At 66.9% G+C, this 21,108-nt stretch carries 22 protein-coding genes; 14 read left to right on the plus strand and 8 right to left on the minus strand.

What is annotated here, in order from left to right; genetic code table 11:
- The first annotated feature begins 15 nt into the window (after window positions 1–15).
- The 4 genes from pgl (at window position 16) to eda (ending at window position 4,248) form a co-directional block, all read left to right on the plus strand.
- Window positions 16–720, plus strand: coding sequence for a 6-phosphogluconolactonase (gene pgl, locus OKW76_RS03015; RefSeq protein ID WP_265551019.1), 705 nt, complete (start codon window positions 16–18; stop codon window positions 718–720).
- Window positions 720–2,552: a phosphogluconate dehydratase gene (gene edd, locus OKW76_RS03020; protein WP_265551021.1), complete on the plus strand. Its 1,833-nt coding sequence runs from the start codon at window positions 720–722 to the stop codon at window positions 2,550–2,552. Before pgl ends, edd begins: the two co-directional genes overlap by 1 nt.
- A gap of 116 nt (window positions 2,553–2,668) precedes the next feature.
- Window positions 2,669–3,637 carry a glucokinase gene (glk, locus tag OKW76_RS03025; RefSeq protein WP_265551023.1) on the plus strand — a complete coding sequence of 323 codons (969 nt, stop codon included), beginning with the start codon at window positions 2,669–2,671 and terminating at the stop codon, window positions 3,635–3,637.
- Window positions 3,634–4,248: a bifunctional 4-hydroxy-2-oxoglutarate aldolase/2-dehydro-3-deoxy-phosphogluconate aldolase gene (gene eda / locus OKW76_RS03030; protein ID WP_265551024.1), complete on the plus strand. Its 615-nt coding sequence runs from the start codon at window positions 3,634–3,636 to the stop codon at window positions 4,246–4,248. The genes glk and eda overlap by 4 nt, the downstream gene beginning before the upstream one ends.
- Before the next feature lie 36 nt (window positions 4,249–4,284).
- Here the strand turns inward: eda and mltG are convergent, their stop codons facing one another.
- The 3 genes from mltG to OKW76_RS03045 all read right to left on the minus strand — a co-directional run bounded on the left by mltG (window position 4,285) and on the right by OKW76_RS03045 (window position 6,989).
- Window positions 4,285–5,253, minus strand: a complete 969-nt coding sequence (gene mltG / locus OKW76_RS03035) for an endolytic transglycosylase MltG (protein ID WP_265551025.1) — start codon at window positions 5,251–5,253, stop codon at window positions 4,285–4,287.
- A 116-nt stretch (window positions 5,254–5,369) separates the two neighbouring features.
- A complete protein-coding gene (gene fabF / locus OKW76_RS03040; protein ID WP_265551027.1) occupies window positions 5,370–6,632 on the minus strand; it encodes a beta-ketoacyl-ACP synthase II in 1,263 nt (420 codons plus the stop codon).
- A gap of 120 nt (window positions 6,633–6,752) precedes the next feature.
- Entirely contained in the window at window positions 6,753–6,989 is a 237-nt protein-coding gene (locus OKW76_RS03045; RefSeq protein WP_256507241.1) for an acyl carrier protein, read from the minus strand.
- 125 nt (window positions 6,990–7,114) lie between these two features.
- Here OKW76_RS03045 and OKW76_RS03050 point away from each other — a divergent pair, with 125 nt between their 5' ends.
- Window positions 7,115–8,347 (plus strand): glycosyltransferase family 87 protein, encoded by a 1,233-nt coding sequence (locus OKW76_RS03050; protein ID WP_265551029.1) that lies wholly within the window; start codon window positions 7,115–7,117, stop codon window positions 8,345–8,347.
- Here the strand turns inward: OKW76_RS03050 and fabG are convergent.
- Window positions 8,301–9,041 carry a 3-oxoacyl-[acyl-carrier-protein] reductase gene (fabG, locus tag OKW76_RS03055; protein WP_265551031.1) on the minus strand — a complete coding sequence of 247 codons (741 nt, stop codon included), beginning with the start codon at window positions 9,039–9,041 and terminating at the stop codon, window positions 8,301–8,303. The two genes, OKW76_RS03050 and fabG, sit on opposite strands and share 47 nt — an antisense overlap.
- Window positions 9,042–9,052: 11 nt before the next feature.
- Window positions 9,053–9,988: an ACP S-malonyltransferase gene (gene fabD / locus OKW76_RS03060; RefSeq protein WP_265551033.1), complete on the minus strand. Its 936-nt coding sequence runs from the start codon at window positions 9,986–9,988 to the stop codon at window positions 9,053–9,055.
- A gap of 187 nt (window positions 9,989–10,175) precedes the next feature.
- On the opposite strand from fabD, the gene OKW76_RS03065 reads away from it, so the two are divergent.
- The 4 genes from OKW76_RS03065 to rplI all read left to right on the plus strand — a co-directional run bounded on the left by OKW76_RS03065 (window position 10,176) and on the right by rplI (window position 12,111).
- Window positions 10,176–10,652, plus strand: coding sequence for an RcnB family protein (locus OKW76_RS03065; RefSeq protein WP_265551035.1), 477 nt, complete (start codon window positions 10,176–10,178; stop codon window positions 10,650–10,652).
- A 188-nt stretch (window positions 10,653–10,840) separates the two neighbouring features.
- On the plus strand, window positions 10,841–11,254 hold the full coding sequence (gene rpsF, locus OKW76_RS03070; protein WP_033922548.1) for a 30S ribosomal protein S6: 414 nt from the start codon (window positions 10,841–10,843) through the stop codon (window positions 11,252–11,254).
- On the plus strand, window positions 11,254–11,478 hold the full coding sequence (rpsR, locus tag OKW76_RS03075) for a 30S ribosomal protein S18 (protein WP_010543816.1): 225 nt from the start codon (window positions 11,254–11,256) through the stop codon (window positions 11,476–11,478). The genes rpsF and rpsR overlap by 1 nt, the downstream gene beginning before the upstream one ends.
- Window positions 11,479–11,490: 12 nt before the next feature.
- Window positions 11,491–12,111 (plus strand): 50S ribosomal protein L9, encoded by a 621-nt coding sequence (gene rplI / locus OKW76_RS03080; protein WP_265551038.1) that lies wholly within the window; start codon window positions 11,491–11,493, stop codon window positions 12,109–12,111.
- Between the two features lie 491 nt (window positions 12,112–12,602).
- Here rplI and OKW76_RS03085 read toward each other — a convergent pair whose 3' ends face one another.
- The 3 genes from OKW76_RS03085 to mutL form a co-directional block, all read right to left on the minus strand.
- The gene (locus OKW76_RS03085; protein WP_265551039.1) at window positions 12,603–13,151 is read right to left on the minus strand and encodes a hypothetical protein; all 549 of its coding nucleotides are present in this window, start codon (window positions 13,149–13,151) and stop codon (window positions 12,603–12,605) included.
- Window positions 13,152–13,162: 11 nt separating this feature from the next.
- Window positions 13,163–13,357 carry a hypothetical protein gene (locus OKW76_RS03090; protein ID WP_265551041.1) on the minus strand — a complete coding sequence of 65 codons (195 nt, stop codon included), beginning with the start codon at window positions 13,355–13,357 and terminating at the stop codon, window positions 13,163–13,165.
- Between the two features lie 145 nt (window positions 13,358–13,502).
- Complete coding sequence (mutL, locus tag OKW76_RS03095) at window positions 13,503–15,368, minus strand: DNA mismatch repair endonuclease MutL (RefSeq protein WP_265551044.1); 1,866 nt, start codon at window positions 15,366–15,368, stop codon at window positions 13,503–13,505.
- Between the two features lie 148 nt (window positions 15,369–15,516).
- On the opposite strand from mutL, the gene OKW76_RS03100 reads away from it, so the two are divergent.
- From OKW76_RS03100 to rodA, 5 genes are read left to right on the plus strand one after another with little or no spacing between them, the layout of a single operon-like run.
- Window positions 15,517–16,557, plus strand: a complete 1,041-nt coding sequence (locus tag OKW76_RS03100) for a rod shape-determining protein (RefSeq protein ID WP_256507232.1) — start codon at window positions 15,517–15,519, stop codon at window positions 16,555–16,557.
- Window positions 16,558–16,570: 13 nt separating this feature from the next.
- Window positions 16,571–17,452, plus strand: a complete 882-nt coding sequence (gene mreC, locus OKW76_RS03105) for a rod shape-determining protein MreC (protein ID WP_265551047.1) — start codon at window positions 16,571–16,573, stop codon at window positions 17,450–17,452.
- Window positions 17,449–17,958, plus strand: a complete 510-nt coding sequence (gene mreD / locus OKW76_RS03110; RefSeq protein ID WP_265551050.1) for a rod shape-determining protein MreD — start codon at window positions 17,449–17,451, stop codon at window positions 17,956–17,958. The genes mreC and mreD overlap by 4 nt, the downstream gene beginning before the upstream one ends.
- Window positions 17,955–19,901, plus strand: coding sequence for a penicillin-binding protein 2 (gene mrdA, locus OKW76_RS03115; protein WP_265551052.1), 1,947 nt, complete (start codon window positions 17,955–17,957; stop codon window positions 19,899–19,901). The genes mreD and mrdA overlap by 4 nt, the downstream gene beginning before the upstream one ends.
- Before the next feature lie 10 nt (window positions 19,902–19,911).
- On the plus strand, window positions 19,912–21,024 hold the full coding sequence (gene rodA / locus OKW76_RS03120) for a rod shape-determining protein RodA (protein ID WP_265551054.1): 1,113 nt from the start codon (window positions 19,912–19,914) through the stop codon (window positions 21,022–21,024).
- Window positions 21,025–21,108 lie beyond the last annotated feature (84 nt).

Below are 21,108 nucleotides of genomic sequence, written 5' to 3' on the forward strand. Positions count from 1 at the left end.
GATAAAGGAACAAGCATGACCGAGATCGAATGGTGGGAATATGACGACGCCGCCGAAATGGCCGAAGCGGTCGCTGGCGACGTGCAGTTCATCATCGAAAGCGCGCTCGATGCGCGCGGCGGCGCGGTAATCGCGCTGCCTGGCGGCAAGACCCCGCTGCCGATCTATGAGAAGTTGGCCACCGCCAAGCTCGACTGGAAGAAGGTGATGATCGTTCCCACCGACGACCGGCTGGTGCCGATGGGCGATCCGCTGAGCAACATCACCGCGATCGGCAAGGTGTTCGTGCCCAAGGGCGCGCGCGTGTTTCCGATCACCAGCGAAGCCGCGACCGACTATCGCGCCGCCGGCCGCGCCGCCGATGCGCGGTTGCAGGACGTGCATTGGCCGCTCGATTTGTGCCTGCTCGGCGTCGGCGGTGACGGGCACACCGCCTCGATCTTCCCCGGCCCCGATCTCGACGAAGCGCTGTCGGGTCCCAAGGAACGCCGCGCGCTCGGCGTGATGCCCGATCCGCTGCCGCCCGAGGCCCCCGTCGCGCGCGTCACGCTGTCGCGCTCGGCCATCGTCACTGCGCGCGCGCTACTGATCGCGATCACCGGCCAGGCCAAGCGCGACGTGCTCGAGGCGGCGATCGCCGAGGGGGCCGGTTCGCCTTATCCGATCGGCCGCGTGCTCGCCGACACCGAGCTTCCCGTTGACATCCACTGGAGCGCCTGATGTCCGCAAATCCAGCTTTGGCCCCTGCCCTCGCCGCCGTCACCGACCGGATCATCGAGCGATCGAAGCCCGGTCGCGCCGCCTATCTCGCACTGATGCAGCGCGAGCGTGATTCGGGGTTCGATCGGCCAAAGCTGGGCTGCGCCAACCTAGCCCACGCCTATGCCGGCACCGACGAACAGCGTGATCGGATGCGCGACGGCAAGGCGATGAACATCGGCATCGTCACCGCCTACAACGACATGCTGTCGGCGCACGCGACCTATTATCGCTACCCCGAACAGATGAAGGTCTGGGCGATCGAGGCGGGGGCGACCGCCCAGGTGGCGGGCGGCGTGCCCGCGATGTGCGATGGGGTGACGCAGGGCTATCAGGGCATGGAATTGTCGCTGTTCAGCCGCGACGCGATCGCGCTGGCGACCGCGATCGCGCTGTCGCACCGGACGTTCGAGGGCGCGGCGCTGCTCGGCATCTGCGACAAGATCGTTCCCGGTCTGCTGATGGGTGCGCTGCGCTTCGGCCATTTGCCGATGGTGATGGTCCCCGGCGGACCGATGCGATCGGGCCTGGCGAACAAGGAAAAGGCCGCGGTGCGCGAGGCCTATGCCGAGGGCAAGGTCGGCCGTGAAGCTTTGCTCGACGCCGAAATCTCCGCCTATCACGGCAAGGGCACCTGCACCTTTTACGGCACGGCCAATTCGAACCAGATGATGATGGAGGCGATGGGGCTGCACGTTCCCGGTGCCGCCTTCGCCAATCCGCAGACCAAATTGCGCCAGGAATTGACGCGCGCCGCGGTCCAGCGGCTGCCGCAGATCGGCTGGAACGGCGCTGATTACCGCCCGCTCGGCGAATGCGTCGATGAACGCGCGATCGTCAATGCAGCGGTCGTGCTGCTCGCCACCGGCGGATCGACCAACCATCTCATCCACCTGCCCGCCATCGCCCGCGCGGCGGGGATCATCATCGACTGGGAGGATTTCGACCGGCTGAGCAAGGCGGTGCCGCTGCTCACCCATGTCTATCCCAACGGATCCGCCGACGTGAACGGCTTCGAGGACGCCGGCGGCCCGCCCTTCGTCATCCGCGAACTGCTGCGCGGCGGGCTGTTGCATGGCGACATCCTGACGATCGCCGATGGCGGCTTCACCGAATATGGCCGCAAGCCGATGATCGAGGATGAAAAGCTGGTCTGGCAGGATTTGCCCGCCACCAGCGGCGACGACACCATCGTCCGCACGATCGACGCGCCCTTCTCGCCCGAAGGCGGCTTCCGCATCCTCCAGGGCAATCTCGGCCGTGCGTGCATCAAGGTGTCGGCGGTCGAACCCGATCGTTGGATCATCGAGGCGCCTGCCCGCGTCTTCGCGACGCAGGCCGAGGTCCAGACCGCGTTCCAGACAGGCGAGCTCGACCGCGACGTCGTCGTGGTCGTCCGCTTCCAGGGCCCGCGCGCCAACGGCATGCCCGAATTGCACAAGCTCACCCCGCCGCTCGGCGTCTTGCAGAATCGCGGCTTCCGCGTGGCTTTGGTCACCGACGGGCGGATGTCGGGCGCGTCGGGCAAGGTGCCTTGCGCGATCCATCTGTCGCCCGAGGCGTTGGGCGGCGGGCCGCTCGGCAAGGTGCGCGACGGCGACATCATCCGGCTCGATGCCGAAGCCGGCACGCTCGCCGCCCTGGTCGATGCCGCCGAATGGGAAGCGCGCGAGCTGGTCGAGGCACCGCCGCGCGCCGACGGCACCGGGCGCGAGCTGTTCAACATGATGAACTTCGGCGCCGACGAAGCCGAAAAGGGCGCCTCGGCGATGTTGGCCGCGGCGGGATTGTAACCATGCCTCCCTCTCCCCTCCGGGGAGAGGGTCGGGGAGAGGGGCAGTGCGAGACGGCGGCGATCCTGCCCCCTCTCCCCTGCCCTCTCCCCGGAGGGGAGAGGGAGTAAGACGAAATGGAAATCATCGCGGTAGATATCGGCGGCACCCATGCCCGCTTCGCGATCGCCGAGGTCGAGAATGGCCGCGTGCTGTCGATGAGCGACCCGATCACCCAGAAGACCAAGGATCATTCGAGCCTCCAGCTCGCCTGGCAGGCATTCGGCGAGGCGCTGGGCCGGCCGCTGCCGCGCGCCGCCGGCATCGCGATCGCGTCGCCGATCAACGGCGAGATGATCCGCATGACCAACAATCCGTGGATCATCCGCCCGCGGCTGATCCAGGAGCGGCTCGGGGTCGATACCTATACGCTCATCAACGATTTCGGCGCGGTCGGCCACGCCGTTGCGCAGATGCACGATGACGCCTTCATCCATATCTGCGGCCCCGAAACCCCGTTGCCCGAGCACGGCTCGATCACCGTCTGCGGGCCCGGCACCGGGCTCGGCGTCGCGCAGGTGCTGCGCACCGCCAACCATTATCACGTCATCGAAACCGAGGGCGGACACATGGACTTCGCGCCGCTCGACGGGATCGAGGACGCGATCCTCAAGCGCCTACGGCGCACCTTCACCCGCGTCTCGGCCGAGCGGATCGTCGCCGGCCCCGGCATCGTCGCGATCTACGAAACCCTCGCAGGGATCGAAGGCCGCCCGGTGCTCCAGCTCGACGATCGGGCGATCTGGGACCTGGCGTTCAGCGGCAAGGACAGCCTGGCCAGTGCCGCGCTCGACCGCTTCTGCCTCAGCCTGGGCGCCGTCGCGGGCGATCTCGCGCTCGCGCACGGACCCAAGGGCGTGGTGATCGCTGGCGGCCTCGGCCTTCGGCTCAAGGACCATCTGATCTCGTCGGGCTTCGGCCAGCGCTTCGTCGCCAAGGGACGCTTCCAGTCGCTGATGGCGTCGATCCCGGTCAAGCTCATCACCCATCCGCAGCCGGGCATCTACGGCGCGGCAGCCGCCTTCGCGCAGGAGCACACCCAATGAACGACGTGACGATCGAAACCATCATGCGCACCAGCCCGGTCATCCCGGTACTGGTGATCGAGGATGCCGCCACCGCGCGCCCGCTCGCCGAAGCGCTGGTGGCGGGCGGGCTTCGCGTGCTCGAAGTGACGCTGCGCACCGCCGCCGCGCTCGACGCGATCCGCGAGATGAAGCAGGTCCCCGGCGCGATCGTCGGCGCGGGCACCGTGGTGTCGACGGGCCAGTTCGACGACGTGATGGACGCCGGCGCCGAGTTCATCGTTTCGCCCGGGCTCACCGAAACGCTCGGCCGCGTTGTCGTCGACAGCCGCGTCCCCTTCCTGCCCGGCATCGCGACCGCAGGCGACATCATGCGCGGCTACGACCTGGGCCTGCGCCACTTCAAATTCTTCCCCGCCGAAACCTCGGGCGGGCTGAAGGCGCTCAAGGCGCTCGCGGCACCGTTCCACGAAGCGCAATTCTGCCCCACCGGCGGCATCACCGAAGCATCGGCACGCGACTGGCTGGCGTTCGAGAAGGTGCTGTGCGTCGGCGGCAGCTGGGTTACCCCCGCGGGCGCGGCGATGGCCGATGTCGAAGCCAAGGCAAAGGCTGCGGCGAACCTTCGCTAATCTGCGCTTCCCCCTCCCACGCGGGAGGGGGATCGCTCACATCTCGCCGCGGGCGCGGCGCAGCGCGTACCATTTCGCGACGTTGGCGTTGTGCTGCTCTAGCGTGTCGGCGAAGATATGGCCGCCGGTGCCGTCGGCGACGAAGTACAGCGCGCTGGTCTGCGCCGGGTCGAGCACCGCATCGATGCTCGCGCGCCCCGGATTGGCGATTGGCCCCTTGGGCAGTCCCGCCATCGCATAGGTGTTGTAGTCGTTCACCGCGTTCACCTCCGAGCGCAGGATCCGCCGGCCGAGCGGGCGTCCCTTGGTCATCGGATAAATGATCGTCGGGTCGGCCTGCAGCCGCATCCCGATCCGCAACCGGTTCGAATAGACCGCCGCGACCGTCCGCCGCTCTTCGTCCTTGGCGGTTTCCTTCTCGACGATCGACGCCAGGATCAGCGCTTCTTGCGGCGTCGACACCGCGATCCCCGGCTTGCGCTTGGCCCAGGCAGCGGCGAGATAGTCGCGCATCGCCACCTGCATCCGCCCCAGCACCGCCTGTCGCGCCTCGCCGCGTTCATAGCTGTAGCTGTCGGGCAGCACCGATCCCTCGGCGGGCACCACGACCTTGCCGTCGAGCTGCGGCGCCTTCATCAGCGCCTCGTGCACCAGTACCGAAGGCCAGCCCTCGGGCACCGCGACGAAGCGCTGGACGGTCCGCCCGCCTTGCATCAGCTTGAGCACGTCGGACTGGCTGATTCCGGCCGGTACCGGATATTCGCCCGCGCGGATTGGGTCGTCGGAGCCGAAGAAGCGTGCGTACAGCGTGAAACGGCTGGCCGAGGGGATTACCCCCGCCTTCTCCATCTCCTGCGCCGCGCGCGTCAGCGTCGCACCCTCGGGCACGACGACGTTGACGTTGCGCTCGAGCGACCCCGCGCCGCCCCAGCTCTGCATGACGAAGAACAGCGCAGCGATGAGCGCGAGGCCTGCGAACAGGCCGAAGCAGCCGAGACGTTTCATGCGCGGGTAACTCCCCTCAACCGTTCGTGCTGAGCTTGTCGAAGCACTGTTCTTCTTTTCGACCGCGATAGGAAGGACGGCACTTCGACGAGCTCAGTGCGAACGGAGAGAATGGGTCAAGCCACCGGCACCATCACCAGGCTGGCATTGGTGCCACCGAAACCGAACGAATTGTTCAGCACCGCCTTCACCCGCCGTTCCTTGGCGACATGCGGCACCAGGTCGACCCCGCGGCACGCTTCGCTGGGGTTATCCAGGTTCAGCGTCGGCGGCACGATCTGGTCGCGCATCGCCAGGATGCAGAAGATCGATTCGACCGCGCCCGCGCCGCCCAGCAGATGGCCGATCGCCGACTTGGTCGAGCTCATCGACATCGTGTCGATCGACGACCCGAACAGCCGCCGCACCGCGCCGAGCTCGAGCTCGTCGCCGAGCGGGGTCGAGGTGCCGTGCGCGTTGACATAATCGATGTCGCTCAGGCTCAGCCCCGACTTGCGCATCGCCATTTCCATCGAGCGGAACGCCCCCGAACCCTCGGGATGCGGCGCGGTGACGTGATAGGCATCGCCCGACAGGCCATAGCCGATGACTTCGGCATACATCTTGGCGCCGCGCGCCTTGGCATGCTCATATTCCTCGAGCACCACGACGCCCGCGCCCTCGCCCATCACGAACCCGTCGCGATCGACGTCATAGGGCCGGCTGGCGCGCTCGGGGGTATCGTTGAAATTGGTTGACAGCGCCCGCGCCTGCGCGAAGCCGGCAATGCCTAGCGGGCAGATCGCCCCCTCCGAACCGCCCGCCAGCATCACATCGGCATCGTCCATCGCGATCATCCGCGCGGCATCGCCGATCGAATGCGCGCCGGTCGAGCAGGCGGTGACGACCGCGTGGTTCGGCCCCATCAGCCCGTATTTGATGCTGACCTGGCCCGAGATCAGGTTGATCAGCCGGCCATGGACGAAATGCGGGCTCACGCGGCGCGGCCCCTTGGCGGCGAGCACCAGCGATTCGCTTTCGATCCCCGGCAGGCCGCCGATACCCGCACCGATCGAGCAACCCGCGCGATAGCGCTGCGCTTCGGTCATGTCGGTCAGCCCGGCATCCTCGATCGCCTGACCCGCGGCATCGATGCCGAAAATGATGAACGGATCGACCTGGCGCTGGACCTTGTGGTCGACACGCTTGCCCGGATCGAAACCATATTCATGGTCGGCGGGCTTCACCTCGCAGGCGATGCGGCACTGATATTCGCTCGCGTCGAAGCGCGTGATCGGCGCGGCGCCCGATTTGCCCGCGATCAGGTTCTTCCAGACGGTTTCCACCTCGGCCCCCAGCGGGGTGACGAGGCCAAGGCCGGTCACGACTACGCGACGCATCGCATCTCTCCGTTCAGTTCATCAAAGCAAAACGGCTCCCCACCCGGGATATTAGCCCGTTGGCGGAGAGCCGTTGCAATCAGTCGCCCCGTTCGCAGGGGCAAGCGACATAAGCTGCGATCAGCCCTTGTGCTCGTCGATATAGGTGATCGCGTCGCGCACAGTCGTGATCTTCTCGGCGGCATCGTCGGGGATCTCGACGCCGAATTCCTCTTCGAACGCCATCACCAGCTCGACGATGTCGAGGCTGTCTGCACCCAGGTCGTCGATGAAGCTCGCGTCTTCGGTGACCTTCTCGGCCTCGACGCCCAGGTTTTCGACGACAATCTTCTTCACGCGATCGGCGGTGTCGCTCATGGTAGCTTGATCCTCAGTTGCGGCTATTCGTGATTCCTGAACGCACCTAGAACGGACCTCCATCAGTGGCAAGGCCCGTGCGATGCTTAGCGGTCGGTCAACATTTACGCGGCTATGCCTCAGCGATGCGCCGACGGCCCTCACCTTTCTCGCCACTGCGCGAATTGACCGCGTTCAACGGCAAGCGCGCGCTAAGCTACCGGTCCATAGCGGTGACGATGGTCGTCGGCGTGATGGTGCTATGGTTCGCGGCGGGACGCGATGGCGCAGACGCCGCAGGCCGCGCGATAGGCACCGATTTCGTGAGCTTCTGGACCGCGTCGCAGGTCGCCTTGGCCGATGGCGGCGCTGCCGCGTACGACATAGGCCGGCACGGCCTAGCACAACGTACAGCGTTCGGCCCCGGTGACGGCTATGTAGCGTTCTTCTATCCGCCGATATTCCTGATGCTGTGCCTGCCGATGGCGTTGCTGCCCTATCTCGCGGCGCTCGCGCTGTGGCTCGGCAGCACCGCGGTGGCCTATGTCATCATGGTCCGGCGGTGGCTCGGCGGCAGCTTTGGTAGCGCCGCGCTGACGCTGGCAGCCTTTCCGCCAACCCTGCTTAACGCTGGGCACGGCCAGAATGCGTTTCTCACCGCCGCACTGTTCGGCGGCGGGCTGCTCGCGATGCGCACGCGCCCCTGGCTGGCTGGGCTGCTGCTCGGCCTGCTGGTGATGAAGCCGCATCTGGCCATCCTGCTGCCGCTGGCGCTGGCGTGCCGCGGCGAATGGCGGACCTTCGTTGCGACCGGGGTTGCCGCCACAGGATGGTGCGTGCTGAGTTGGGTAGTCCTAGGGACCGGTGCGTGGGAAGGTTTCGTCGCCAGTACCGGCCTCGCACGCTCGACGCTCGAGGACGGGCTGGTATCGCCCGCCAAGATGGTCAGCATGTTCGCCGCGATGCGGGTGCTGTCGCTCGACGTCGCGACCGCCTACGCCGCACAGGCGGCATTTGCCGCGGTCGGCGCCGCTGCGGTCATCTACGCCGCCCGCGCGCGACTTCCCCGCCCAGCGCAGGACGCGATCCTGGCGGCGGCGACGCTGACGGTGTCGCCCTTCCTGCTGGACTATGACCTGACGTTGATGGCGATACCCTTGGCGTGGTGGTTCGCGCAGACGCAGCAGCGCGGGTTCCAGCCCTATGAAAAGGCCGCGCTGCTCGCGCTTTTCATCGCGCCGCTGTTCCTCCGGACGCTGGCGACCGCCGCATCGCTGCCACTCGCGCCGCTGGTTACCGGTGGGCTACTGCTCGGCTGCTGGCGCGCTGCGCTTACAACATCGCCATCCCACCATTCACGTGCAGCGTCTGCCCGGTGACATAGCCCGCCTCGCGGCTGGCGAGATACACCACCGCTGCAGCGACGTCCTCGCCCTTGCCCAGGTCGCCCGCGGGGATGCGCGTCAGCAGCGCGGTCTTCTGCGCCTCGGGCAGCCCGTCGGTCATCGCCGAGCGGATGAAGCCCGGGGCGACGCAATTGACGGTGATGTTGCGGCTGGCGAGCTCCTGGGCGAGCGCCTTCGACATGCCGACCAGCCCCGCCTTCGACGCGGCATAGTTCGCCTGGCCCGGATTGCCCGTCGCGCCCACCACCGAGGTAATCGACACGATCCGCCCGAACCGCGCCTTCATCATCGGTCGCGCCGCCGCCCGGCAGAGGCGGAACGCCGCCTCGAGATTGACGCGGAGGACGTCGTTCCATTCGTCGTCCTTCATCCGCATCGCCAGATTGTCACGCGTGACCCCGGCGTTGTTGACCAGGATATCCATCCGCCCGCCCAGCGCCTCGACCGCTTGCGGCACCAGCGCATCGACCGCCGCGCCGTCGGACAGGTTGCACGCCAGCGCGACATGCTCGCCGCCAAGCTGCGCGCGAAACGCCTCGAGCTTGTCGGCATTCGACCCCGAAACCGCCAACCGCGCCCCCTGCGCCGCAAGCGCCTGCGCGATCGCCGAACCGATCCCACCCGATGCGCCGGTCACCAGCGCGGTCATGCCTGTCAAATCGAACATATTCGAACTCCTCACAGCGCTTTCGCCAGCGCCTCGATATCATCCATCGTGATCACGCTAGCGGTCGTAGCATCAGGCGCCGTGCGCTTCACCATCGGCGCCAGCACCTTGCCCCCCACCTCGACATAGTCGGTCACCCCGGCATCCCACATCGCCAGCACCGATTCGCGCCAGCGGACGATCCCCGTCACCTGCTCGACCAGCAGCGCGCGGATCACCTGCGGGTCGGCGACCGGCGCGGCGGTGACGTTGGCAAACACCGGCACCAGCGGCGCCTGCAGCGCGACATCGGCGAGCGCGGCTTCCATCGCCTCGGCGGCGGGTTGCATCAGCGGGCAGTGGAACGGTGCCGAGACCGGCAGCAGCACCGCGCGCTTGGCCCCCATCTCCTTGGCCAGCGCCACCGCGCGCTCGATCGCGCCGCGTGCGCCTGAAATCACCACCTGCCCCGGGTCATTGTCGTTGGCGACGGTGCAGACCTCGCCCTGTGCGGCGGCGTCGGCAATCGCCTGCGCCTTCTCGCGATCCGCACCCAGCAAGGCCGCCATCGCCCCCTCGCCCACCGGCACCGCCGCCTGCATCGCCTGCCCGCGCAGCTTCAGCAGCCGTGCGGTGGTCGCGACATCGATCGCGCCCGCGGCGCACAGCGCGGTATATTCGCCAAGGCTGTGCCCCGCGACATACCCCGCCTTGTCGGCTACCCGCACCCCGCATTCGCGCTCGAGCACGCGCAGCACCGCGATCGCGTTCGCCATGATCGCGGGCTGGGCATTCTCGGTCAGCAGCAGGTTGCTCTCAGGCCCTTGCGTCATCATCCGGTACAGATGCTGCCCCAGCGCATCGTCGACCTCCTGGAACAGTTCGCGCGCCGCGCTGCTCGCCTGTGACAATGCCAGCCCCATGCCGACTGCCTGGCTGCCCTGCCCCGGAAAAATGAACGCGCGCATCGTGATCTCCTGCTTTCAGGCGCGGCGGGGTACGCCCGAACGCCGAAAGCTTTCAAGTCCCGACCGACTTGCGACATTCTGTGACGCTTTTGTTCTTCCTGGGCACATCCCCGCGACAGGCGGCTTCTAGATTGTCTTCATCGCCGGACCATCCGGTGCACCAGTCACCCCGTCGAAGGAGATAGACATGAAGAAGATCGCAATCGCAGCCGTCGCAGTCTCGATGCTCACCGTACCTGCCATGGCGCAGGCGCAGCAGCGCACCGTCATCGAGCGCGGCAACCGCACCGTCATCGTCGACCGCGCCAATGGCGTCCAGCAGCGCACCGTGGTCAACAATCGTCGCGGCAATGTGGTTCGCCAGAACGTCCGCGTCGCCAGCCGGCCGGTGGTCCGCCAGAACGTCCGGGTCGCGCAGCGCCCGATCGTTCGCCAGCAGGTCCGCTACGCACAGCCGGTGAACCAGTATCGCAGCTGGCAGCGTGGGCAGCAGTTCAACCGGTCGTTCGCGCCCAACTATCGCCAGATCGACTATCGGTCGTATCAGCAGCGCGGCCTCTATGCCCCGCCGCGTGGCCAGCAGTGGGTGCAGTCGGGCAACGATGCAGTCCTCGTGGCGCTCGCAAGCGGCCTGATCGGCGCCGTCATCGGCGGCGCATTCTAAGCCGCACCGCCGAAGGCAAGGGTTCTCCCCTTGCCTTTGCGCCACAAATCGATAAGGCACGCACACCCGGGGTGGAAGGCATCGTCCTTTCCGCCCCGGTTCGCATTTGCGAGATCAAGTGAGACGACAGCCGGAGGGGCCGCGCGATTGGCGCTCGGTCAGCGATCGGCCAAGACGAAGGACAAGGCATGGCTCTGTACGAGCATGTGTTCCTTGCGCGCCAGGATCTGGCACAAGCGCAGGTGGATGCACTGGCGGAAAACGCCACCAAGATCATCACCGACAATGACGGCACCGTGGTGAAGACCGAAACGTGGGGCCTGCGCGGCCTGGCGTATCGCATCGCCAAGAACCGCAAGGCGCATTATGTGCTCCTCGAAATCGACGCCCCCGCAGGCGTCGTCGCCGAGCTCGAGCGCCAGACCGCGATCAACGAAGACGTGATCCGCTACATGACCGTCCGCGTCGACGAGCATGAAGCCGGCCCGACCGTGATGATGCGCAAGGGCGAGCGCGACCGCGAGCGTCGTCGTGACCGCGACGGTGGTGACCGTCCCGACCGTGGCCCGCGCCGCGACCGTGAAGAAGGGGAGAACAACTAATGGCCCGCCCGTTTTTCCGCCGCCGCAAGAGCTGCCCCTTCAGCGCGAAGGACGCGCCGCGGATCGACTATAAAGACGTCCGGCTGCTGCAGGGCTTCGTTTCGGAGCGTGGCAAGATCGTGCCGTCGCGCATCACTTCGGTGAGCGCCAAGAAGCAGCGCGAACTGGCCCAGGCCATCAAGCGCGCCCGTCATCTGGGCCTGCTGCCCTACATCGTTAAGTAAGGAGGGCACCCCATGCAAATCATCCTGCTCGAACGCGTCGAAAAGCTCGGCGCCATCGGCGATGTCGTCACGGTGAAGGACGGGTTCGCCCGCAACTTCCTGCTGCCGAACAAGAAGGCGCTGCGCGCCAACGCCGCCAACCGCAAGGTCTTCGAGGCCAATCGCGAGCGCATCGAAGCCGAAAATGCTTCGCGCCGTGAGGAAGCGACCGCCGAATCGAAGTCGCTCGAGGGCGCTTCGGTGACGCTGATCCGTCAGGCATCGAATGCCGGCGCGCTCTATGGCTCGGTCGCGGTCCGCGATCTGGTCGAGGCGCTGGTCGCCGACGGCCACAAGGTCCACAAGGGCCAGGTGGTGCTCGGCAAGCCGATCAAGACGCTCGGCATGCACGAAGTGAAGGTTGCGCTGCACCCTGAGGTTTCGGTCAACGTCAAGGTGAACGTCGCCCGTTCGCCCGAGGAAGCCGAGATGCAGGCCAAGGGCGTCGACGTGATGGCGGCGATGTTCGAAACCGACACCGCGGGCTTCACTGAGGATTATGACGCCAACGCAGAGCCGGGCGAAATCTCGCGCGGCGATGAAGCGGCACCGGCGCCGACGACCACCGACGAAGACGAAGCCGAACCGGCCTAAGCCTTCCGACGTTTTGATATGAAAAAGGGCCGTCCGGTTATGCCGGGCGGCCCTTTTTCGCGTTCAACGTCGTTCGCGAAGGTTCAAGGCACCGCGACGCAAGCCCCCACTACCGCGAACAGCGGGATGAGTGCGAGGATGACCGGGACTGCCTTACCCATGATATTACCTGACTTTTCTAAAGAGCATGGCGAGTGAAATGCGTGGGCGGAGAAAAGGTTTCGCGTCGCTGAACGCCGGCGATCTGCGCCCGAATAACTTCTCGATGGCGCCATGCGCCAGCTTCACCCAAGGTAAAGCATGATCGGAACCGCAGCTTTCTGCCGTTTTCGTATTAGGGAGGCTGGGCTACCGCATATCCGCCGCTCGCTCTAGCTAACATGGCCGCAGCCCATCCACCCAACAAGCGCGCGAGCACAGCGGGTCGAATGTCCGGTGTTGGTGGTGAGCGGAACGGCAGCTTTCGACTTCGGACCGGTCTATAGCGGACCCTAGCCGGCTAACAGCTTTGCTAAAAGCTCAAGCGACTTCTCTGCGCCCTTGCCGATGATGCCGTTGGCGAAGCCGCCTGCGAGGAACAGGAGCGTCGGTAGCGTCCATCGCGCAATCAGCCCGCGCTCATCGGTCGCGAGTACAATGTCATGGGTCGCCTTCAACTCCGTCAGGATCACTTCCTTTGGATAGCCGTTCGGGAAGGGCAGATTGCTGGTCGTTACCAGCACGTGCAGCTGCGCCAACTCTCGTGCGAGTTCGTTTCGCGCGTTCTTCGTTTCCTCTGGTGACAGCCCTTCGACCTCACCAGATGCCCGTCCCTCAAGGTGAGCGAGGGTGCGCAATCCCGCTGCACGTCGAGCCAAAGGCTCTGTCGCGCCATCCCCGAAGAAAACCCGCCCGTCTGACGCCTTGCTGTAGGCCACCCATCTGCCTGTCTCGGCAAGGTAGTGGGTCAACTCCACGTTCTCGGCAGGCACCTTCCCGTCGATCGAGCCGGTAAAGGGTGTCACATGCCGGAGCAGGGTCCTCTTTTCTTTCTGTCCCACGATCTATTGCCCTAAGCCGTTGCTTCTCCGGTGATCCGCCTGTCGCCATCAACCATCACCGTGGTGCCGGTTGCGAACGCCCATTCCTCGTCGTCGGATGGCTCGCTGGTAATGCTATAGCGGCCGTGTCCAAGGGCCGTGGCGACGATGGGCCGCCAGACGACCGTACCTTCGTTTAGCAACGGCATGTAGATCGTGGTGTCCATGCAGCTTGATTGCACCGGCCGCGAACGTCCACAATCAGAAAGCAGTTATGCCAGCCGGAACGTCCGCAACTGGGGCGTAAGCGGTCATCGCGTGGCGCTTTCCACTATCCTACTGGTTTACGGACAGAAAAAACCTGTAACCCATTCATTTACGGCCAAAAAGCTTCTCAATATCCCCGTTTTTCAGCTTCACCCAGGTCGGACGGCCATGATTGCACTGCCCCGAATGCGCGGTGATCTCCATCTCGCGCAGCAGCGCGTTCATTTCGGCGACGCTCAGCACCCGCCCCGCGCGCACCGATCCGTGACATGCCATCGTCGAGGCGACGTGGTCGAGCCGCTCGCGCAAGCTCAGCGCCTGATCGTGCGCCGCGAGTTCGTCGGCAAGGTCGCGGACCAGTCCGATGGCGTCGCCCTGCCCCAGCAGCGCCGGGGTCGCGCGCACCAGCATCGCATTGGGACCGAAGCGTTCGAGATCGAGCCCGAACTCGCTCAGCTCGGCGATCCGTTCCTCGAGCCGGTCGCACGCGGTCTCGTCGAGCTCGACGACTTCGGGCAGCAGCAGCGCCTGCGAGCGTACCCCGCCATTGGCGAGCCCGACGCGCAGCCGTTCGAGGACGAGGCGCTCGTGCGCGGCGTGCTGGTCGACCAGGATCAGGCCGTCTTCGGCCTCGGCGACGATATAGGTCCGCGCTACCTGCCCGCGCGCCGCGCCCAGCGGATGCGCGGTCGTCGAGGGGACGGGTTCGGTCGCGGGTTCGGCGCGCGCTTGCGGCGGGGCGGTGAAGAAGGTGGGGCGGTAGTCGCGGAGGGTTCGGCCCATCCCCTTCCCCGTCACTCCAGCCCCCGTCGTCACCCCAGCGAAAGCTGGGGTCTCGCCGTTGGAAGCGTCGCGCTCTCCAACCGGGAGATCCCAGCCTTCGCTGGGATGACGTGTGGCGGCAGGCGTGCCCGCACCCCCACCCTCGCTCGTCCACAACCCTAGCGCCGCCTCGCTCGGCCGCGCGCTGCGATGTCCTGCGGCATCGAGCGCGCGGCGCAGCCCGCTGACGATCATCCCGCGCACCAGCGCCGGATCGCGAAACCGCACCTCGGTCTTGGCGGGGTGGACGTTGACGTCGACCGCGTCGGCGGGAACGTCGAGGAACAGCGCCACCACGGCATGGCGATCGCGCGCGAGCATCTCGGCATAGGCGCCGCGCACCGCGCCCACCAGCAGCCGGTCCTTCACCGGCCGGCCGTTCACGAACAGATATTGGTGATCGGCGACGCCGCGGTTGAAGGTCGGCAGCCCCGCCACCCCGCCCAGCACGATCCCCTCGCGCGCGAAATCGACCGCGACGCTGTTGTCGAACAGCGCGCGATCGGTGAGCGCTGCGACGCGCTCGGCCTGGCTCTCGCCGCCCTGCACCGACAGGCTGCGGCGGCCGTCATGCTCGAGCGAGAAGGCGATGTCGGGCCGCGCCATCGCCAGCCGGCGGACGACGTCGAGGCAGGCAGCATATTCAGAGCGCGGCGAGCGCAGGAACTTGCGCCGCGCGGGCACGCGCTCAAACAATCCTTCCACCTTCACCCGCGTTCCCGGTGGCAGCGCGGCGGGGCCGTCATGCACCACCGCGCCATTGTCGACGATCCGCGTCCAGCCTTCGCCCTCGCGCGGGCGGCTTTCGAGCGTCAGCCGCGCGACGCTGGCGATCGACGGCAACGCTTCACCGCGAAAACCGAGCGTCGTGACGCCTTCGATCGCCCCCGATTCCCACAAGGATTCGGGCAGCTTGGAGGTCGCATGACGCTCGAGCGCCAGGGCCATCGCCGCCGCGTCCATGCCGCAGCCATCGTCGACCACCTCGATCAGCGCGGTGCCCCCCGCCGAGAGCCGCACAAATACGCGGCTTGCGCCCGCATCGATCGCGTTTTCAACCAGTTCCTTGAGCGCCGCGGCGGGGCGTTCGACCACCTCGCCGGCGGCGATGCGGTTGATGAGATGCTCGGGCAGGCGGCGTATTGACATGCCCCCCGCTCTAGCCCAATCGCGGCCATCCCGCGACCCGCATCCGCAGACTTTTGGGAGCTGGCACGTCCAGCAACCGGCGGGCCGCGCTAAAGATCGATGTGCGAACAGCCGCGTTGCACCCACGCGGCCAGGGACGGATTACTTCATGGCTTTCTCCCGCTTTTTCAAGTTCATGTCCCACGATATGGCAATCGATCTGGGAACGGCGAACACCGTCGTGTATCTGCGCGGGCGCGGCGTGGTGCTCAACGAGCCCTCGGTCGTCGCGGTCGAGACGATCAACGGCGTGAAGAAGGTCAAGGCGGTCGGCGACGACGCCAAGCTGATGATGGGCAAGACCCCCGGCACGATCGAGGCGATCCGCCCGCTTCGCGACGGCGTCATCGCCGACATCGATGTCGCCGAGCAGATGATCAAGCATTTCATCCAGAAGGTGCATGGCGGCCGCCGCTTCATCCGCTGGCCGCAGATCGTGATCTGCGTTCCCTCGGGATCGACCTCGGTCGAGCGCCGTGCGATCCGCGATGCCGCATCGAACGCCGGCGCGAGCCAGGTCTTCCTGATCGAGGAACCGATGGCCGCCGCGATCGGTGCGGGCATGCCCGTCACCGAGCCGATCGGCAGCATGGTCGTCGATATCGGCGGCGGCACCACCGAAGTCGCGGTGCTCTCGCTGCGCGGGCTTGCCTATTCGACCTCGGTCCGCGTCGGCGGCGACAAGATGGACGAGGCTATCGTCAGCTATGTCCGCCGCAACCATAATCTGCTGATCGGCGAAGCGACCGCCGAGCGGATCAAGCAGGAAGTCGGCACCGCCAAGCCCCCCGCCGACGGGATCGGCATGACGATCCACATCAAGGGTCGCGATCTGGTCAACGGCGTTCCCAAGGAAATCCAGATCAACCAGGGCCAGATCGCCGAGGCGCTCAGCGAGCCCGTCGGCACGATCGTCGAGGGCGTCCGCATCGCGCTCGAGAACACCGCGCCCGAACTCGCTGCCGATATCGTCGACCAGGGAATCGTCCTCACCGGCGGCGGCGCGCTGCTGCAGGGGATCGACGAGGTGCTTCGCGACGAAACCGGGTTGCCGGTGACGATCGCCGAAGACCCGCTGACCTGTGTTGCACTCGGCACCGGGCGCGCGCTGGAGGATCCGCAGTTCCGCGGCGTGCTCCTCGCGGTCTGAAGGCGGGTACGCAATGGCGCCGCAACGTAACCGGCGCCCGGGATTTTCGCGGCGGGCGCAATATGTGCTGTTCATCGGCTATGTCGCGGCCGCGCTGGGGGCGCTGCTGGGCGCGGTGCTCCTCGTGCTGTCGACGCTCAACCCGCCCGCCTATGCGATCGTTCGCGGCGCGCTGCGCGAGCTGACGACACCGGTATCGAGCGGGCTGCACGGCGTGCGCCGCGGTATCACCGGCATCCCGCGCGGGATCGGCGAATATTTCGGCGTGATCGACGAAAACCGCCGGATGCGCGCCGATATCAAGCGCAACCGCGCATTGGTCGAAAAGGCGCGCCAGCTGGTGCTCGAGAATGCCCGGCTGCGGCGGCTGCTCGCGGTCCGCGATCGCGGCACCGAGCCGGTGGCGGTCGCGCGGCTGGTCAACGCATCGTCGTCGAGCACGCGGCGCTATGCCACGCTGAACGCGGGCTATTGGCAGGGCGTTCGCACCGGACAGCCGGTGCGCGGCCCCGAAGGGCTGATCGGCCGCGTCCTCGAAACCAGTCCCAACACCGCGCGGGTGCTGCTCGCGGTCGATCCCGAAAGCATCGTGCCCGTGCGGCGAACGCGCGACGGGGTACCCGGCATCGTCACCGGCCGCGGCGACGGCTTGCTCGAAATCCGCTCGGCGACGATCGCCAACCTGCCGTTCCGCGCGGGCGACCTGTTCGTCACCTCGGGCACCGGCGGCATCTATCCCCCGGGAATTCCCGTCGCGCGCGTGCTGCGCAACACCCGCGACCTTGCCGAAGCACGCCCCCTCGCCGATCCCGACCGGCTCGACTTCGCGGTGGTCGAGCGCCCCTATCTGCCGCCCCCGCCGCCCGCGCCCAAGCCCGAATCGGCGCCCAAATGAACGAGCCGCTGCGCACCGGCTTTGCCGAGCCCGACGCGCCGGTCCGGTCGAAGCGGCTCGCGCCGATCACGGTGATGCTCGGTTCGCTGATGGTGCTGTTCCCCGTTATATCGACGATCCCGTGGATGCCCCCCTTCGGGCTGATGGTGCTGCTCGGCTGGCGGCTGCTGCGCCCCGACGTGTTCAAGGTCTGGGTCGCGGTGCCGCTCGGGCTGTTCGACGATCTGTTGAGCGGCCAACCGCTGGGCAGCGCGATGCTGCTATGGACCACGTGCTTTCTGGCGATCGAAGTGGTAGATAGCCGCCTTGTGTGGCGTGATTTCTGGCAGGACTGGCTTCTCGCGACCGGCGCCATCGGCTTCTGCCTGATCGCCGGCCGGCTCATCGCGTCGCCGCTCGGCGCGCATGTCGATACCGTCCTGCTGCTCCAGCTGGCGCTCAGCGTCGCGCTGTATCCGCTCATCTCGCGCATGTGCGCCGCGATCGACCAGCGGGGGCGGCCATGAGCGGGCCGATCAAGATCGTCACCGAAGCCGCGCAAAGCTTTAGCTTTTCGCGCCGGGCGACGATGCTGGGTTTCATGCAGGCGGGGGTCGGCGTGCTGCTCGCGAGCCGCATGGCGTGGATCGCGGTGGCCGAGAACGAACGTTATGAACTGCTCGCCGAGAGCAACCGCGTAAACCTCACCTTGTTGCCGCCGCGGCGCGGCTGGATCGTCGACCGCGCGGGCACGCCGATCGCCAATAATCGCACCGATTTCCGCATCGACCTGATCCCCGAGCGGCTGACCGACGCCGAAGCTACGCTCGGCAAGCTCAGCCAGTTGCTCGCGCTCGACGCCGAAGCGCTCGACCGGATTCGCCGCGACCTGCAGAATGCGCGCGGCTTCACCCCGGTCCCGGTGGCCGAGAATCTCGATTGGGACCGCTATGCCTCGGTCGTGGTACGCCAGCCTGAATTGCCCGGGGTCGCGCCGACGCAGGGCTATGCGCGCAATTATCCCAGCGGCGCGGCGGTGGCGCATCTGGTCGGCTATGTCGGCGGTGCCACCTCGGACCAGTATAAGGAAACCAAGGACCCGCTATTCCTCACCCCCGGCTTCAAACTCGGCAAGGATGGCCTTGAAAAGGCGCTAGAATCGACATTGCGCGGCGCGCCCGGCGCCAAGCGCGTTGAGGTCACTGCGCGCGGCCGCCCAGTTCGCGACCTGGAAACACGGCGCGACGTGCCCGGCAAGACCGTCCGATTGACGATCGATGCCGGCCTGCAGGAATATGCCGCGCGCCGGCTGGGTAATGAATCGGGCACGGTGGTGGTCATCGACACGCTCGACGGCAGCATCCTGACGATGGCGTCGATGCCCGCCTACGACCCCAACAGCTTCTCCGACGGCATCAGCCAGATCGAATGGGGGATGATGTCGAGCGACGATCACCTGCCGCTGACCAACAAGGCGCTGCAGGGCCTGTATCCGCCGGGATCGACCTTCAAGCCCGCGACCGCGCTGGCGGCATTGCGCTCGGGCATCGATCCCGACCGGACCGTCTATTGCGGCGGCGGCTATCAACTGGGCAATCGCTTCTTCCGCTGCCTCGGGCGCCACGGTTCGGTCAATCTCCACCGCGCGATCGCGCGCAGCTGCAATACCTATTTCTACACCATGGGCCGCGAAGTCGGGATGGACGCGGTCGCCGCAGCGGCGCGCGAGCTGGGCCTGGGCGCCGAATATCCGCTGCCCTTCCCTTCGCAGCGTTACGGCACGATCCCCGATCCCGCGTGGAAGCTGCGCAAATACGACCAGAAATGGACCCCGTCGGACACGCTCAACGCGTCGATCGGCCAGGGCTATATCCTCACCAGCCCGTTGCAGCTCGCGGTGCAGACCTCGCGCATCGCGTCGGGCCGCCGGCTGATGCCGCGCATCCTCGCCGACGCGCCGATCGTCGCGCCGATGCTCGACGTGCCGCCCGAACGGATGGGGCTGATCCGATCGGGGATGGACGAGGTGGTCAACGGCGCGGGCACCGCGGTGCGCAGCCGGCTCCAGCTCGACGGCATCCGCATGGGCGGTAAGACCGGCACCGCGCAGGTCCGGCGGATCGCGGGCGGCGCGCGCGGCGGCATGAACGTGCCGTGGAAATATCGCGACCACGGGCTGTTCATCGGCTTCGCGCCGGTCGAACAGCCGCGCTATGCGGTGTCGGTGGTGATCGAACACGGCATGTCGGGATCGGGTGCCGCCGCCCCCGTCGCGCGCGACGTGCTGACCTATCTGTTCGACCGCCAGCGCGCGCTCGATTCGCTCGCGGTGCTCGAGGAGAATTGGGGCGGCGACATTCGCGCCCGGATGGCGGTGAAGGCGGACGCCTATCGCGCCGCGCGCGCCAACCCCGCGCCGGTCGACCCCGCCACCGACACGGCTACCCCACCCAGCGGCAATACCGAATGAGGCGCGCGCCATGAGATTGGGCGAGCTCGTCCCCGCCCCCGTTGCGCGCCTCCCCTGGGGCGTGTTGCTGCTGCTCACCGCGATCGGCGGCTTCGGCACCGTGGTGCTGTTCTCGGCGGCGGGCGGCAGCGTGACTCCCTGGGCGTCGTCGCAGGCGCTGCGCTTCTGTATCTTCATGGGTATGGCGATCACGCTGTCCTGGGTGCCGGCGCGCATCTGGGCGGCGATCGCGCTGCCGGGCTATGCGATCACGCTGGCGGCGCTGTTCGGGGTCGAAATGCTGGGTGCGGTCCGCGGCGGCAGCCAGCGCTGGCTCGAACTCGGCCCGATCCGCATCCAGCCCTCCGAATTCATGAAGCCGTTCATCGTCCTGGCGGTCGCCAAATTCTACGACATGCTGCCCCCCAACGAGACGCGCAAATTCGGCGCGATCTGGCCCGCGGCGATCCTGATCGGGCTGCCCGCGGGGCTGGTGATGCTCCAGCCCGACCTCGGCACCGCGCTGATGATCACCGGCGGCGGCGTGGTGGTAATGTTCCTCGCCGGCATCCCGCTGCGGCTGTTCATCGGCGGTGCGCTCGGGCTCGCGCTCTTCATCCCGCTCGCGGTGAACTATCTGCTGCACGATTATCAGCGCAACCGCGTACTGATCTTCCTGAATCCCGAAAACGACCCGCTGGGCACCGGCTATCACATCAGCCAGTCGAAGATCGCGATCGGCTCGGGCGGGCTATTCGGCAAGGGGTTCGGCAATGGCAGCCAGGTCCATCTCGATTACCTGCCCGAGGGGCATACCGACTTCGTCTTCGCGACGATGGCCGAGGAATGGGGGATGGTCGGTGGACTGTTGCTGATCCTGGCGTTCATGCTGCTGATTCGTTGGGGGATGAACGTCGCGCACCGCGCCCCCGATCGATTTTCGCGGCTTGCCGCGGCGGGGCTCGCGACGACGATCTTCTATTATGTCGCGATCAACCTGATGATGGTGATGGGGCTCGCCCCGGTGGTCGGCATCCCGCTGCCGCTGGTGAGCTTTGGCGGTTCGGCGCAGATGACGACGCTGATCTGCGTCGGCATCCTGATGTCGATAAACCGCGCCTCGACCCGCCAACCGAGCTGGTAGCGAGATAAGGTGTTGCCATCCCCGATCCGCAATGTTAGTGGCGCGCCTCCCGAACGCAAAGCGGCACCAAACCGCGGAATTTGC

This window comes from Sphingomonas sp. S1-29, assembly GCF_026167545.1.
Lineage (GTDB): Bacteria > Pseudomonadota > Alphaproteobacteria > Sphingomonadales > Sphingomonadaceae > Sphingomonas.